We start from the raw sequence: 15,289 nt of genomic DNA, 5'->3' as shown, positions 1-15,289 counted from the left end.
AACACATAATATGAAAAAATCAGCATCCGTTTTTTTGAAATTCAGACTGAATACTCCAGGCTAGATAACCTTCTTTAAGCTAGTCTTTATGCCTGTTTACATTCTTCCGGGGTCAATGATTGTAAAAAATACTTTGTATTGCAGTCATCAATAAAATAGATTAAAAACCAATGAATATCACTTTTAAAGAACATTATAGAAAACCCATTCAGTATATACTGGGAATTTTGTCCATAATATATCTTTCCTTTGTATGCATTTACAGTGTCGATCAGTTTGATCTGGGCTTTATCCCTTCCATAGTGGGACGACTGCAGCAGGGGCAGGAGATGTATAAGGATTTTGATTATATCCGTCCCTTTTTTACTTTGATATTTTGGGATAGCCTGCTGAAATGGATTCCTGCTTCCTCAGCATATTTTATTTTGATCTGCAGGATTCTGTTTGTAATACAATGCTTCGCTACCACACTGATTTTTCAGAAGCTTCTTTTTGATAAAATCAGATATGAGATCAGCTTCCTGTTTGTGATCTGTTTTATGCATGTATTTCCCATTATGCCGTGGCATACGGTAGACGGAATCTTTTTTGGAGCTATTTCCCTTTATTTTTATAAGAGAAAATGGCTGTTGAGTACTTTAGTGTTTTTAGGAATAACGGCACTCACCAAACAGTCTTTCTTTATTTTCAGTTTTGGATTGTCTCTGTTTGTATTCAGAGATCTGTTTATAAAAAGAACATTGATCAGAAAAGATATTATAGTTTCGGGGATATCATTTCTATTGCTGATCTTTGCCCTCTTTCAATATCATATTATTGAAAACTTTGCTGCATTCTGGAATCTTGTTTTTAATACTTCAATAGCATCAAGCTTTTATGACAGCAGTATTGCCCCTTATTTATTCTCAAGCAAATGGCAATCTGCCCTTTTGATTGCTGGTTTGGTTTCCATTTATTTTATTAAGGTTAAGAAAGAAATCTTTGAATATATTTTACTGATCCTTTTTCCTGTTCTGATTATTTATCCGTTGTTTAATAATGGAGGATATACGGGGATTAATACATTGTTTTTACTGTTGGCGGTATTGTTTTTAAAATATAATCCTCAAGAGAAAAATGTATTCTTTTTGCTGTTTTTAGGCTGGACTTCCACGATTTCCTGGGGAGCCAATACCCCTACTTTTTTTGTTTTTATTCTCATGATTAAATTTCTGGAAGATAAGACCCGTTTCTTTTGGGGACTGTGGTTGGTTTCCTTAAGCTCTTTCTTACTGATCAGACTGAATTATCCTTATTTTTCCGAGAGTATATTTTCTACACGTTATGTATTTGCAAAAGATATTCCTGCTGTTTCCGGATTACTGATGTCTGAAAAAGAATATGAATACATCAAAGAATCAGAAAATCTTGAAAAGGAGTATCCCAATATTATTTTTTTACCGGGATCTCCGCTTTTGGATGTGGTCAATGGAAAATATTTAGACAGGGCATCCTGGGAAATGGATGTGGAATACCCAAAATGGAAGACTGATCTTTCTAAACTTGATGCTAACATATTTGCTGTAGATGAAAAGAAATTTATCCTTTTCAAAGACGGTTTTTATAAAAGTTCATTTACTGTAGAAGTAATGAAAAAGAAAAAGATTATCAAGAAAACAAAGTATTTTGTTATTTATGGAAATGATTAAAGACCTTATGAATAAGAAATAGCTCTAAAGATTAATATCTTGAGTTCTTGGCAGAAATATTCCCATTATTAAAATATAAAACCGGCTGTTCAGATAAGAACAGCCGGAATCTTTTTAAATGAAATTAATGTAAGTTTCTGTATTTCTGTTGTTTTAAATAATAAAAGAACAGGTTTTTTTATAACCATGGTTTTCTTCCATGTACATAAGTATCATCAAACTGTTTATCACTCATAAACAGATATAGAATCCCTTCAATAAAAGGAATTACGGAAGCAGCACCACAAGTAACCACATTCAGGATTAACTGAATAATACCTTCTCTTTTGTATCCAAGATAAAATTTATTTAAAGCCAGCCAGCCTACCAGAATTCCTAATAGGGCAGCGGGAATCTTTTTTTCTGAACGATAGGGGATATTGCTTTGCTGGTTCTCTGTATTTTCCGTTTTTGTATATCCGTAATTTTCCATTTCTTACTATTTATAACTGATTTTGTATTGTATAAGTAGCTTAAAATCATGAAAAGTTACAATGGATTGGAAGTGAATAAGTTTACATTTTAGATCAACAAGTTTACATTTACCTATAAGTGAAGTTTATATTTTTGATATATTTGCCCTATGATTTTACGCGGAGAAAACTTAATCAAAGAATACGGTCCTAAAAAAGTTGTAAAAGGCGTTTCTGTACAGGTTCAGCAGGGAGAAATTGTTGGGTTGCTTGGTCCGAACGGAGCAGGAAAAACGACATCGTTTTATATGATCGTAGGGTTGGTTAAGCCTACTTCAGGAAAAATTTTCTTGGATAAACAGGAGATTACTACGGATGCGATGTACCGAAGAGCCCAAAAGGGTATCGGATATCTGGCACAGGAAGCTTCCGTTTTCAGAAAATTGTCTGTAGAGGAAAATATTATGGGAGTATTGCAGCTGACAAAACTTTCAAAACGCGAACAGCAAATCAAATGTGATGAGCTGGTTGAAGAGTTTTCTTTACAACACGTTCGTAAAAACAGGGGAGATCTTCTTTCCGGAGGAGAAAGACGTAGAACAGAAATTGCCCGTTGTTTGGCAACTAGTCCGAACTTTATCCTTTTGGATGAGCCTTTCGCCGGGGTAGACCCGATTGCGGTAGAGGATATTCAAAAAATTGTAAGAAGTCTTGTAGATAAAAATATCGGAATCCTGATCACTGACCACAACGTACAGCAGACGCTTGCAATTACCAACAAAACATACATTATGTTTGAAGGAAAGATCCTTAAAGAAGGACTTCCGGAAGATCTTGCCAATGATCCACAGGTAAGAGAAGCTTATCTTGGTGAAAACTTCGTATATCAAAGTATTTTAGATAAGCCTAAAAAGAAGAAATATGCTTATAATATCTGGGCTGGTAACTTTGATTCCAAAGCACAGCTGCAGGGATTTGTTAGTGAAAATTTTAGTCAGTTTGATGATTTGAGACGGATGTACGGTTTTGAAGATATCAGTTTTGCCTCCCTAGGAAACCCTGAAATTAAGCATATCTTTGATGAAGTTGTAGATAAGAATGCCAACAACTCATTTATTTTCCAGAAAAAAGAAATCAATTCCCAATATTCTCTGGAACAGGCAGAAGCAGAGGCTAAAGAAGCCAGCAGAAAAGAACTGCACTACCTTACAACTTATATGTTTGAAGGATAAAATATAAAGCATTTATTTGCTGAACATGATAATAAAACGTACCTTTTCTCTTCGAAACGGTACGTTTTTCAGTTTAAATAATTCCTATGGCTAAACCTTTCAACAGAACAGTTACTTTATTCGGGATTTATAAACAGCTTGTTCCATTCATCAGACCCTATCGGCCGATGATTTACGGAACATTGTTTCTAACTTTTCTTGGAGCTTTGGCAGCACAGGTAAACCCGATTGTACTGAAGTATACAGTAGATGAGGTTACCAAGCTTACCCATCTTCCTAATCCAATGACAGAAGGGATTCATATTCTTGTCATCATTTCTATTATTTTATTGGGAAAGGAACTGTTGAATATTTTTATCAATTTCGGACAGAAGTTTTATGGTGAAAAGATCAGAATCAATGTCAGTTCTGTGCTGGCACAATCTGCTATTGACAAAATTTTGAGCTATAGAGTGGCTTACTTTAATGATGAAAATCACGAATCCGGAAAATTGCAGATCAGGATTGATCGTGGAATTGAAAGCTTAACAAAACTGGTGCAGAATTTTTTTATTGATATTCTTCCGCTTTTTTCCAATGCCATTATTGCACTTATCATCATGTATATGCAGAATGTGTATGTAGGATTGGTGTCAACAATCATTGTTCCGATCTATTTTTACATAAGTTCACTGCAGGCTAAAAAACTGAGTGGAGTACGCCGGCAGCTGAGAAATCAGAGAGAGAAAAAGACTTCTGGGCTTTTGAATCTGGTGAATTCCATTATGGTGATTAAAAGTTTTGTCCGTGAAAAATTTGAAGGAAAAAAACAATATGATCTGCAGATGCAGTTGATGGAAAGCCAGATGTTCACAAGGAAAACTAACTTTATTTATGACGGATTAAAAACTTTCATCGAACAGTTTGGAGTCGTTTTAATTATTCTTCTAACAGTGTACCTGGTATTGGATCAGCAAATGACTATCGGAGCCATTATGCTTCATATTATGCTTTTCAACAATGTGTCAGCACCAATCCGTCAATTGCACAGGATTTATGATGATATGAATGATGCAATGATCTATGCTGAAGGATATTTTGATATTCTTAATGCTGATCATGAAACAGAACCGAATGGAACCTTTGTGGAAAATAAAATTATAGGAACTTTTGAACTGAAAAACGTAGACTTTAGTTATCCCAACGGAACCCAGGCCTTACATAATGTTTCCATGAAAATTGAAAATGGAAAAACGACAGCATTGGTAGGACTGAGCGGAGCTGGAAAATCAACGGTTATTAACTTGCTGTGTAAATTTTATCTGCCTGATTCAGGTGAGATTCTGCTTGATGGGGTGAACTTAAATGAATTTGATAATACATTTCTGAGAAGCGATCTGGGATTAGTTCTTCAAAAAAACCACATTTTTCAGGGCAGTATTGAAGACAATATCCGCTATGGAAATATGAATGCCACCCTTGAAGAAATTAAGGATGCAGCTAAAAAAGCCTATCTGCACGATCAGATTATGGATCTTCCTACCGGTTACCAGCATGATGCCACTCAACTTTCAGGGGGACAACAACAGAGAATTGCGATTGCAAGGTTGTTTTTGAAGAATCCTCCGATTATATTCCTGGATGAACCTACCGCAAGTCTGGATGCCATCGCTACCGAACAGATCAAAAATTCTCTGGATGCTATAAAAGAGGGAAGAACTGTTATCATTATTTCCCATTCATTATCCCAGATTCTGGATTCTGATATGATCTACGTTATGAAAAAAGGAAGAGTAGTAGAGAATGGAACTCATGATGAATTGTACAATAAAGAAGGAACTTATCGTGAAATTTTTGACGCCTCAGCACGAAGCTTAAATCTCGATAAACTGGTAAATACTCTTAAAGAAAATTAATAATTTTGTTGACTTATCTTCAGCCAACAACTGTCAATACATGAACGATCACTATCTAAAAAAACTCGACCGCATCACAGCTATTCTTACCCAGCTGCAGTCTAAACCTGTAGTAAGAGCACAGGATCTGGCAGTAAAATTTGATGTCAGCATAAGAACTATTTATCGGGATGTAAAAACCCTTGAAAATGCAGGAATTCCAATCGTTGGAGAAGCAGGAAACGGATATTCCCTGATGGATGGCTATAAACTTCCACCAGTGATGTTTACCAAAGAAGAGGTTTTGAGCTTCATTACCGCCGAAAAGCTTATGCAGAAATTTTCCCATCAGAGTTTGGGAAATCATTATCAGACCGCTATGGAAAAGGTACGTTCCGTGTTGAGGCATTCAGATAAGAATTTAATTCAGAATATTGAAAAACAGATTGATGTTTTTAATTTTCATACGCAACAGAAAGAGGAAGACTCTCTGAAGAATGTAATTCCTATTATTCTGGAAAGCATTGCTGAGAAAACACAGCTGAATATTGAATATCAGACAGTAGATTCAAAAGTAACCAACAGAACCATTGAAGCAGTCGGAATTTTCTTTGAATTCAATTTTTGGTATATCATGGCTTACTGTACACTGAGAAAAGACTTCAGGCAGTTTAGAATAGACAGAATTCTAAAGATTTCTAAAACACAGATTCCTTTTTTACAGGAATATGGGCAAATCAATGACTACAGAAAGTCACACGGAAATAAAGTGAAAGCGAAACTTTTGATAGATAAAAAAATAATGGCTCATTTAGTCAATTCTAAAAAATATTATGGGTTGGTTGAAGAAGTAGAAACCGATCAAGGGATGGAACTTACTTTTGAAACAGAATGGATCAGTGACGGATTTCCCCGTTGGGTTATTACTTTTGCAGACTATGCTACTGTCCTTGAACCGGAAAGCCTTCAGGTAAGGATGAGAGAATTGCTTGTCAAAATGATGGAAAGGCATCAATAAAAACCTCAGCCGAAAACAGCTGAGGTAGATTGACTTTTATTGGCAAATAGATGAAATGGTTTATAAATCTGTTTTTGTATTAAAATCTCTCCCAGAAGAAAGGAGGTTCAATTCCTAAAGCTCTCAGATAAACATATCCCTGTGCACGGTGATGAATTTCATTATCTACAAAATAAAGAATATTCTCATATATCGGGAACTCATACTGTCCGAATAGATTAAAAGTCTCCTGGAAACGTTCTTCAGTAATTTGTCTGAAATAATGGTTGATCACATCAGTTTCTTCATCCCATTTTTTCAAAATTTCTTCTTTAGTTTTTGGATTAAAAGCTTCTTCACTATAGGCTTCCACATTGTTCTCAATAATTCCTTTCAAAGCTGTACCTCCAATAGAAATTAGCTCTACTGCCATTTTAGCGAATGGTCTCATTCCACCAATTGAAAATTCAAATAATTCTTTTTCAGGAAAAGCCTCAATCACTCTTCTTGTAAGGTTTCTGTGTCCTTGCCAGTCCTTTAATAACTGCTCAGTAGTCATGAATTGCTTAGTTGCTGTTGCTGTAGTTGTCATAATGTATCGTTTTTGTTTGTTATTGTTGATACAAAGGTATGAGTGGATGATGACAACAGTTTGTCAGTAGAATTTTTGATACTGAAAAAATATTTATTTCTTTGCTGAAATATTGAAGACTACTTTTCCGTTTAAGAGAAGTATATTAATAAAAAGAAAATGATTATTTAGAATTATGAAGAAGTATATTTTGCCTGTTATGACCACTTTTTTATTAGTATCATGTAATAAAATTGAAGAAAAAATAGATCAGACGGTCCAGGAAACCAAGGAAAAGGTACAGCAGAAAGCCCAGGAAGCAGTAGAAGAGACTGTTAAAAAAACAGTGAACGAATCTATTAATTCATTTACTAATTCCGAGGATGCAAAGTTCAATACAGTTTTCCCTAACGCAGAAGGTAATATGATTTCAGAAGAAAAAGGAAAGAAAATAAAGCTTCCTACAGGAACCGAAGGTTATATTTTTAAATACAAAGCAAACATTGATGTCTTGTTGCCTTTTTTAGAAAAACAACCCACTTCTAATGAAGGAAAATCAGATAAAACGGCTAAAAAGATTGATGGGCAAAGCATTATCAGTAAAATAAGCCTTCTCTCAAAATTTCTTCCTGATAATACTTTTGATACAAGCTTTTTAGAAGATATTAAAACTGATAAAAGCATTCAGTATTATAAGCTGAAAAGATTTCCCAACAGTAGTACTCTGATCTACAACCCCAAAAACCAGACCATCATACAATACGTAGAGGTAAATAAATAATTTGGATTGGCCGGCTTTTGCCGGCCATTTTTATAGTTATTGTAAGCCCATAGCTGATGCAATTTCAATCTATTTAAACTATTTATTAAAAAGAATAAAATCACGTTATTTTGTTATTTTGGTTAATTATTTTTCATATAAAATATAAGATAATTACTGTATTTCTTTTTTAGAGTATTAATAGACCAATTTGTATTTTGTAAATTAACCATTATATTTTTACATATTAATAAAGATATGTTATGTTTTGGATGGTATATTTATTTTATGCTATATTTTTATGTTTAGTATTTAATATTTTTATAAATTTATTCAATTATTAATACTTGACATGAAAAAGAAAATCTTTAATAAAAAAATCTATGCATTACTATTAAGTGGAGCTGGTACTATGGCATATGCTCAGGAAACTGTAAAAGAAAATAATATAGATGAAGTTGTGGTGACCACAGGGAGAACTAAGCCCAGAACCATAATTACCTCAGCAATTCCTATTGATAATATTTCGGCAGTACAGTTAAAATCCACAGGACAGATTACTTTTGATAAAGCTTTGACGTACGCTGTACCCTCTTTTAATTCATCACAACAAACTGTTTCTGATGCAACGGCTCATTTTGATCCGGCAGATTTAAGAGGATTAGGCCCATCCAGAACATTAGTTTTGGTTAACAATAAAAGAAAAAATCAAAGTGCTTTAATTTATGTAAATGACACCCCCGGAAAAGGTGAGGTAGGTACAGATCTGAAAAGCATTCCATCTGCCGCCTTACAGAATGTAGAGGTATTGAGAGATGGTGCCTCCGCACAATACGGTTCTGATGCTATTGCAGGAGTGATCAATATTATTCTTAAGAACAGCGTTGGAAAAAGTGCAGTCAATCTTTTTTCAGGGATTACTTCAAAAGGAGACGGCTTTAATATCGGAGCAGATTTTAATACAGGAATCAGAGTTGCCAAAAATGGAAGTTTGAATCTTACATTAGGATATTCTTCCCAAAATAAAACGAACCGTGCAGGTTCTGTTACAAAAGATGATCTTTTTGGGGTGGATAATGCCTGGACGCAAGCCAATCCTGGTTTAGGAATGATTATAGGACAACCGGAGACAAAAGTTGCTAATATGTTTGTGAATTTTGAATTGCCAACAAGCGAGACAGGTAAATTTTATGCTTTTGGGGGTACAACTTACAGGAATGGGACCAGTTATGCTTTGTATAGAACACCCTATTGGGTAGCTTCAGATTTTGGTTTATTAACTCCAAAAGGACAACCTTACAATGGATTTCAGCCTGAATTTAAAACAGATGTTTATGATTATAATTTAACCTCCGGATGGAAAGGTATGTTTGGAAAATGGAGTTTTGATGGGAGTGCAACCTTTGGCTCTAATGCTGTAAATTATGTTGTAAATACCATAAATACATCTTTGGGTGCAAATTCACCAACCCGTTTTAAAGCGGGTGGTCATCAGTTTAGTAATATTATAGGAAATATAGATATCAACCGGGACTTTGGTGCGGTTGTTTTAGGAGCTGGAGTGGAAGTGCGTAATGAAAATTATCAGGCAACGGCAGGAGAGGAAGCATCTTACATAGGAAGTGGTGCAGAATCATTTCCTGGGCTGCAGCCTCAAAACGAAGTCAATGAAAATCGTCAGAATATTGGAGCTTATATAAATGCTGAATGGGATGTTACGAAAAACCTGTTACTTGGAGGAACCGTGAGATATGAAAATTTCAGTGATTTTGGAAATAATGTTTCCTGGAAAGGAAATGCAAGATATAAATTGTTAGATGATAAACTGGTTTTCCGAGGATCTGTTTCTACAGGCTTTCGAGCACCTTCATTACATCAAATTTATTATTCCAATGTTCAAACCAAAATTACAGGGAATACTGTAGCTAATCAGGGGACTTTTAATAATGACTCTCAAATTGTAAGATCTGATCTTGGTGTACCAAAATTAAATGCTGAAAAAGCCTTTAACATTACTGGGGGATTTGCCATAAAACCTTTTAAAAACCTGACTATTACCGCAGATTATTATAGAATAAAAATTAAAGACCGAGTACTTTTCTCAGGAGATATTGGGTACAAAACCGGTGCTCCGGGTAGTCCGGATGTAGCAAACCCTGTGGAAGTAATATTAAACAATAATAAAATAACCTCTTTGAAGTTTTTTACCAATGCGGTAAATACGGTTACTGAAGGGGTAGATTTTGTAGCTAATTATAATTCCGCTGTAGGCAAAGGAAGATTGGGAATTATTGCTGCTTTCAATTATAACGAAACTAAAATAGTAGATAATATTGCCGTTCCACCTATTTTGGCTGAAAATGATTACTCAGAAAACTTTTTTGATAGAAAAGAACAATCTAGAATTACCTCTGCAAGGCCAAAAACAAAAACTATTCTCAGTCTTTCGTATGAAATTTCAAAGTTTAATTTTAACTTAAATAATACTTACTTTGGTTCTGTTGCATGGCAGCACGCAACTGATCCTGCCAAAGATCAGACATTTTCTGGTAAGGTAATTACAGACATCGTTTTAACATATAAAATCACGAAAGACCTTAAAGTTTCCGGAGTCGTAAATAATTTATTAAATATTTATCCGGATGTTATAGATAGCAAAGGAGATGTAGTAACAGATCTTGGAGGAAGGTTCAAATATCCTTGGGAAGTGAATCAGTTTGGATTTAATGGAACCACTTTTCAGCTAAATGTTAATTATACTTTTTAATCTATAAATAAAGGAATCGATATTTGTGTTGTCATGCCTAACAAAGGTGAAGCAGCCTCAAAAGATATAAAACCCATATGGGAAAATATAAACTGACATTAGGAATTAATGTCAGTTTATTATTTTCAGATAGAATAGGAAGCTATTGCTACATTTTACTTTTTACATTGTTCAAAAAAAGGTATTTTAGTACTATGAAAATTTATACAAAAACAGGAGATAAAGGCCAAACGGCACTATACGGTGGAACAAGAGTTTCTAAGGCTAGTGCCAGAGTGGAAAGCTACGGAAATATAGATGAACTGAATTCATTCATCGGAATAGCTAAAAGCCATATTGAAGATGAAGAAGTTTTGAGACAGCTGAAAAAAATTCAGTTTGATTTATTCACAGTAGGTTCAGAAGCAGCTACCCCAGTAGATAAGCTGATGCTGGCCAACGGAAAATCCCGTCTTCCGATCATTATTTCAGAAACAGAAATTGAAGAACTGGAGCAATGGATGGATATTTTTGACGAAAAGCTGGAACCACTTCAGTATTTTATCCTTCCAGGTGGAGGTAAACCTGCAACATTTTTGCACGCGGCAAGAACAATCTGTAGAAGAGCAGAACGTTCATTGGTATTTTTAAATGAAGCTGAAGAAGTACGTCCGGAATTGATTAAATATTTAAACAGACTTTCAGATTATCTTTTCGTGTTGGCAAGATATATATCAAAACTAAACAACGAACCTGAAGAATACTGGAACCCGAATGAAAGATAAAGTATTACTTTTCATCAACGGTGAAGCTCCAAAATCTTTTCCAAATCCGGATCATTATGATCTGATTGCCTGTACAGACGGCGCTTTTCATTATCTCAAAAGAATAGGCTTTCCTTTGGCTCAACTGGATTTTATTTCCGGTGATTTTGATTCCCATTCCGGATCTGATGAAAATATTTATCAGGAAAAATTTATCCATACACCCGATCAGAATCATACAGATTTTTATAAAGGACTGGATATCATTATCGAAAAAGGAGGAAAAAATGTAGATGTTTTTGGTGGAAGCGGGGGCGAGCAGGATCATTTTTTAGGAAATCTTACGGTGGCTTATGCCTTTAAAGATAAACTGGATGTGAAGTTTTATGATGAATTTTCAGAGTATTACTTCATTCCTAAAAACTTTACGATAAAAGGAATAAAAGATAAAATGGTTTCCCTGTACCCTTTTCCTGCAGCTGAAAATATTATAACAAAAGGATTAAATTGGCCTTTGGATAATGGAAGTCTGAACATTACCTCAACAATCGGAACCCGAAACTTTGCGGTAGAAGATGAGGTTTCCATTACCTATGAAAAAGGAGATCTGTTGATTTTTATTGGGAAAAATTATTTGTGATAAAGTTTTAAGTAAAATTACACAAGTAATTCAATAGAAACAGGCTTTAAACCGTTCAATAAAATAAGATGCATTGGCTTTAGCCAAAATTTAATATAAAATCTTTAACCACAGAAGTCACAAAAGTTTTTGAATACTTAAGTTATTTCTAAGTGACTAGTAACTGTTTGAGAAGTACACCTAAGTTCTGAAAATCTTTGATTTTCTTCTTAAGTGTACTTCTTTTATGTAATTTTTTAAGCTTACTTAAGTGAACTAAAGTGTTAGTAAAATAAACTTTTGTATCTTTTGTAATAAAACAAAAAGCTATTGAATACATTCATCAAAATACCGGTTATCACCATTTCATTATGCTGCATTTTTTCATGCAAAACACAACATTTTGAAACACCTGAATATGGCAAAAATGAAACTGAGAAAGCCCTTAAGATCAAAAAGGTTAATAACTTCCGGGCGGTAGGCAATATTAAAAATTCTGAAGGACGAACCTTAAAAGAAGGAATGTTTTATAGAAGTGCCCATCTCCATAAGCTTAAAAAGAAATCTTTTGATGAATTTGGAAAACTGGGTATTGCAGAGATTATAGATTTAAGAAATTCAAAAGAGATTTCTGATAGCCCGGATTATCTTCCGGATGGGGTAACCTATAAGAAATATTCAGCTTTTGAAGATGAAGGAGATCAGTTGTCACAGGCTAAAAAAATGGTTTTGAAAGGAAAAGTGAATGCTTCTGATGCAGACAAAAGAATGATTGACTTCTACCGTGAATATGTAACCGAAAATCCTGAGACAATAAAAACTATTATTACAGAGATTCTGGAATCGGAGAAACCTATTCTTTACCACTGTACAGCCGGAAAAGACAGAACAGGAATTGTTACTGCCTTAATCCTGACCATATTGAAGTTTGATAAAGAAACCATTTATAATGAATATCTTTTGTCCAATAATTTCAGGAAGCCCCTGGTAGAGAAAAGACTACGATTGGCCAATAACCTACATTTCCTGTATCCGAAGATGGATTTACAGGTTTTGGAAAAGCTTAGTTGGGTAGAAAAAAGATACCTTGATGCAGCTTTTGAAGAGATCGATAAAAAGTATGGGTCTATAGATACTTATATTCAGCAGGTATTAGGTATTTCTGAAATCAAAAGAGAGGGATATATTCAAAAGTTTACCCACTGATTATCAGGGGTAAATTTCTCTAAACAACAATATTGTTGTTTTATTTAAAATTATAATAATTTTAACACCTAAAAATCAAACTTTTTTAGCAATTTTGCATTTCTTAATTCACTTGTTTAGAAATGAAAATAAAGTACTCGGAACTTATTGATCAGACATTATATTTTCCTACGGAGGAATTTAATGTTTCTGAGAACAATTTGTTGTTTCACGACGTTCCATTGATGGACGTAGTTGAACAATTTGGCACTCCGCTAAAGATTAGCTATCTGCCGAGAATTTCTCAAAATATTCAAAAAGCCAAAAGCTGGTTTAAAGAAGCTTTTGAAAAGATTGAATATAAAAAGAATTACACCTACTGTTACTGTACAAAATCCAGTCATTTCAATTTCGTATTGGAAGAGGCCCTAAAGAATGATATTTCGATAGAAACGTCTTCTGCCTATGATATGGATATTGTAAAATCTCTTTATGAGAAAGGGAAGGTAGATAAAAACATTGAGGTAATCTGTAATGGATTCAAAACAGATGATTATCTGACCAATATTTCTGATATGATCAATAATGGTTTTGGAAACATTACTCCGATTCTGGATAATTACCGTGAACTGGATAAACTTACAGAAAGTATTGATTCTACCTTTAATATCGGAATCAGAATTGCTTCTGAAGAAGAACCAAAGTTTGAATTTTATACCTCAAGATTAGGAATCGGATATAAAGATATCATTCCTTATTACAGCCAGAAGATTGCTGAACACCCGAATGCAAGATTGAAAATGCTTCACTTCTTCATCAATACGGGAATCAAGGATACTTCTTACTACTGGAACGAATTGTACAAATGTCTTCGTGTATACGCACGTTTGAAGAAAATTGCTCCTGAAGTAGATTCACTGAACATTGGGGGTGGTTTTCCAATCAAGACTTCTTTGAATTTTGATTACGATTACCAATACATGGTAGAGGAAATTGTTTCTCAGATCAAAAAATTCTGTGAAGAAGAAGGGGTGGAAGAACCAAACATCTATACAGAATTCGGAAGTTTTACTGTTGGAGAAAGTGGGGCAAACCTTTACAAGATTATCTCTCAGAAACGTCAGAATGACAGAGAGAAGTGGAATATGATTGATTCTTCTTTCATGACCACACTTCCGGATACATGGGCGATTTCAAGACACTTTATCATGCTTCCGCTAAACCGTTGGGAAGATAGTTACGAAAGAGTATTCCTGGGTGGATTGACATGTGATTCAGATGATTATTATAACTCTGAGCAGCATACCAATGCCATTTATCTGCCTGTTTTCAGTGATACAAAGCCTTTGTACATCGGATTCTTCCATACAGGAGCTTATCAGGAAACTATCGGAGGATATGGTGGAGTTCACCATTGTCTGATGCCTCAGCCAAGACACGTCCTGATCCAGAAAGATGAAAATGGAGAGTTACAGTATGAAATTTTCCGTGAAAAACAGGAACCTGAAGATATCTTGAAGCTTCTTGGTTACAAATAAAACCTCAACTAGTCATTGCGAGGAACGAAAGTGACGAAGCAATCTCAGAATAAAACAAAAGCTCTCAGATTTTCTGAGAGCTTTTTATTTAAAAATATTTTGAAATCTTATCCAGTACAAGGTCTTCATAATCAGAAACCACCGTATCAGCTAAAGTATAATCCTGATTTTTTGAATGTGGACTTCTGTAAGCTGTACAGAATATCTTAGCTCTGTGGGCAGCAAGAATACCATTCGTAGAATCTTCAATCACCATACAGTTTTCAACAGGTTCACCTGCCATTTCAGCAGCTAGTAGAAAAACTTCAGGATGAGGTTTGGATTCCTTTAAATCGGCACCACTGATCTTTCCACTGAAATATTGCTCAAGCCCAAATTTTTCAAATACCATATTGATAGTCGTCATGGTAGCAGAAGAAGCTAAAATAAGCTTAATACCGTTTTCATGATAATGTTGGATCAGGTTTCTTACGCCGGGAATAAGGTCAAACTCATCATCATTATAAAAATAATCTTTAAAATGAGACCTTTTGATGTCTGCAATAGATTCGTAAGTCTGATGTAAATTAAATTCCTTGATCAGAGTTTCAGAGACTCTTTTGGTTGATGCCCCGGTAAAAGAAGTGTATAAATCTTCGGAAACTGCAATTTCCAATTCATCAAACGTTTTGAAATAGGCTTTTCTATGCAATGGTTCTGTGTCTACAATTACCCCATCCATATCGAAAAGAACAGCTTTTAAAGACATATTCTAAGTTTTTCACAAAAATAGGAAATTGTGTTGAAAAGGGAAAGTTAATGAAACGAAGGATTGTAAATTAAAACATCTGCTCTTAACTAATCTGAGTTTGGAATAAGAAATA

General features: G+C 34.5%; 12 protein-coding genes and 1 pseudogene. 10 read left to right on the top strand and 3 right to left on the bottom strand.

The genetic code is table 11. The features are described 5' to 3' along the window. Nucleotides 1-170 precede the first annotated feature (170 nt). The gene (locus M2372_RS05075; RefSeq protein WP_123318100.1) at nt 171-1,688 is read left to right on the top strand and encodes a hypothetical protein; all 1,518 of its coding nucleotides are present in this window, start codon (nt 171-173) and stop codon (nt 1,686-1,688) included. Nucleotides 1,689-1,866: 178 nt separating this feature from the next. Here the strand turns inward: M2372_RS05075 and M2372_RS05070 are convergent, their stop codons facing one another. Then, on the bottom strand, nt 1,867-2,160 hold the full coding sequence (locus tag M2372_RS05070; RefSeq protein WP_115973962.1) for a TM2 domain-containing protein: 294 nt from the start codon (nt 2,158-2,160) through the stop codon (nt 1,867-1,869). 150 nt (nt 2,161-2,310) lie between these two features. Here M2372_RS05070 and lptB point away from each other — a divergent pair. The 3 genes and pseudogenes from lptB to M2372_RS05055 form a co-directional block, all read left to right on the top strand. After that, nucleotides 2,311-3,036: pseudogene (lptB, locus tag M2372_RS05065) on the top strand (LPS export ABC transporter ATP-binding protein); the annotation flags it as partial. Between the two features lie 503 nt (nt 3,037-3,539). Further along, nucleotides 3,540-5,267, top strand: coding sequence for an ABC transporter ATP-binding protein (locus M2372_RS05060; RefSeq protein ID WP_123319060.1), 1,728 nt, complete (start codon nt 3,540-3,542; stop codon nt 5,265-5,267). A 40-nt stretch (nt 5,268-5,307) separates the two neighbouring features. Then, the gene (locus M2372_RS05055; RefSeq protein WP_123318101.1) at nt 5,308-6,264 is read left to right on the top strand and encodes a YafY family protein; all 957 of its coding nucleotides are present in this window, start codon (nt 5,308-5,310) and stop codon (nt 6,262-6,264) included. A gap of 79 nt (nt 6,265-6,343) precedes the next feature. Here M2372_RS05055 and M2372_RS05050 read toward each other — a convergent pair whose 3' ends face one another. Beyond that, nucleotides 6,344-6,835 (bottom strand): DinB family protein, encoded by a 492-nt coding sequence (locus tag M2372_RS05050; protein WP_123318102.1) that lies wholly within the window; start codon nt 6,833-6,835, stop codon nt 6,344-6,346. A 175-nt stretch (nt 6,836-7,010) separates the two neighbouring features. Between M2372_RS05050 and M2372_RS05045 the strand changes: the two genes are divergently transcribed. From M2372_RS05045 to M2372_RS05020, 6 genes are all read left to right on the top strand, one after another. Continuing rightward, nucleotides 7,011-7,595: a hypothetical protein gene (locus tag M2372_RS05045; RefSeq protein ID WP_148060701.1), complete on the top strand. Its 585-nt coding sequence runs from the start codon at nt 7,011-7,013 to the stop codon at nt 7,593-7,595. Nucleotides 7,596-7,926: 331 nt separating this feature from the next. Further along, nucleotides 7,927-10,341: a TonB-dependent siderophore receptor gene (locus tag M2372_RS05040; protein ID WP_123318104.1), complete on the top strand. Its 2,415-nt coding sequence runs from the start codon at nt 7,927-7,929 to the stop codon at nt 10,339-10,341. 194 nt (nt 10,342-10,535) lie between these two features. Then, nucleotides 10,536-11,105, top strand: a complete 570-nt coding sequence (locus M2372_RS05035; RefSeq protein ID WP_123318105.1) for a cob(I)yrinic acid a,c-diamide adenosyltransferase — start codon at nt 10,536-10,538, stop codon at nt 11,103-11,105. Next, a complete protein-coding gene (locus M2372_RS05030; RefSeq protein WP_123318106.1) occupies nt 11,095-11,724 on the top strand; it encodes a thiamine diphosphokinase in 630 nt (209 codons plus the stop codon). The genes M2372_RS05035 and M2372_RS05030 overlap by 11 nt, the downstream gene beginning before the upstream one ends. Nucleotides 11,725-12,033: 309 nt before the next feature. After that, complete coding sequence (locus M2372_RS05025) at nt 12,034-12,909, top strand: tyrosine-protein phosphatase (protein WP_123318107.1); 876 nt, start codon at nt 12,034-12,036, stop codon at nt 12,907-12,909. A gap of 122 nt (nt 12,910-13,031) precedes the next feature. Then, nucleotides 13,032-14,426, top strand: coding sequence for an arginine decarboxylase (locus tag M2372_RS05020; RefSeq protein WP_103248181.1), 1,395 nt, complete (start codon nt 13,032-13,034; stop codon nt 14,424-14,426). Nucleotides 14,427-14,514: 88 nt separating this feature from the next. On the opposite strand, the gene M2372_RS05015 is transcribed toward M2372_RS05020, so the two are convergent. After that, entirely contained in the window at nt 14,515-15,174 is a 660-nt protein-coding gene (locus tag M2372_RS05015; protein WP_115969236.1) for an HAD family phosphatase, read from the bottom strand. Between the last annotated feature and the right edge of the window lie 115 nt (nt 15,175-15,289).

Origin of the sequence: Chryseobacterium sp. BIGb0232, from assembly GCF_024810195.1 — a bacterium.
GTDB lineage: Bacteria > Bacteroidota > Bacteroidia > Flavobacteriales > Weeksellaceae > Chryseobacterium > Chryseobacterium pennae.
Note: the sequence above shows the minus strand (reverse complement) of the source record. Positions and strands in the feature narration are given on the sequence as shown.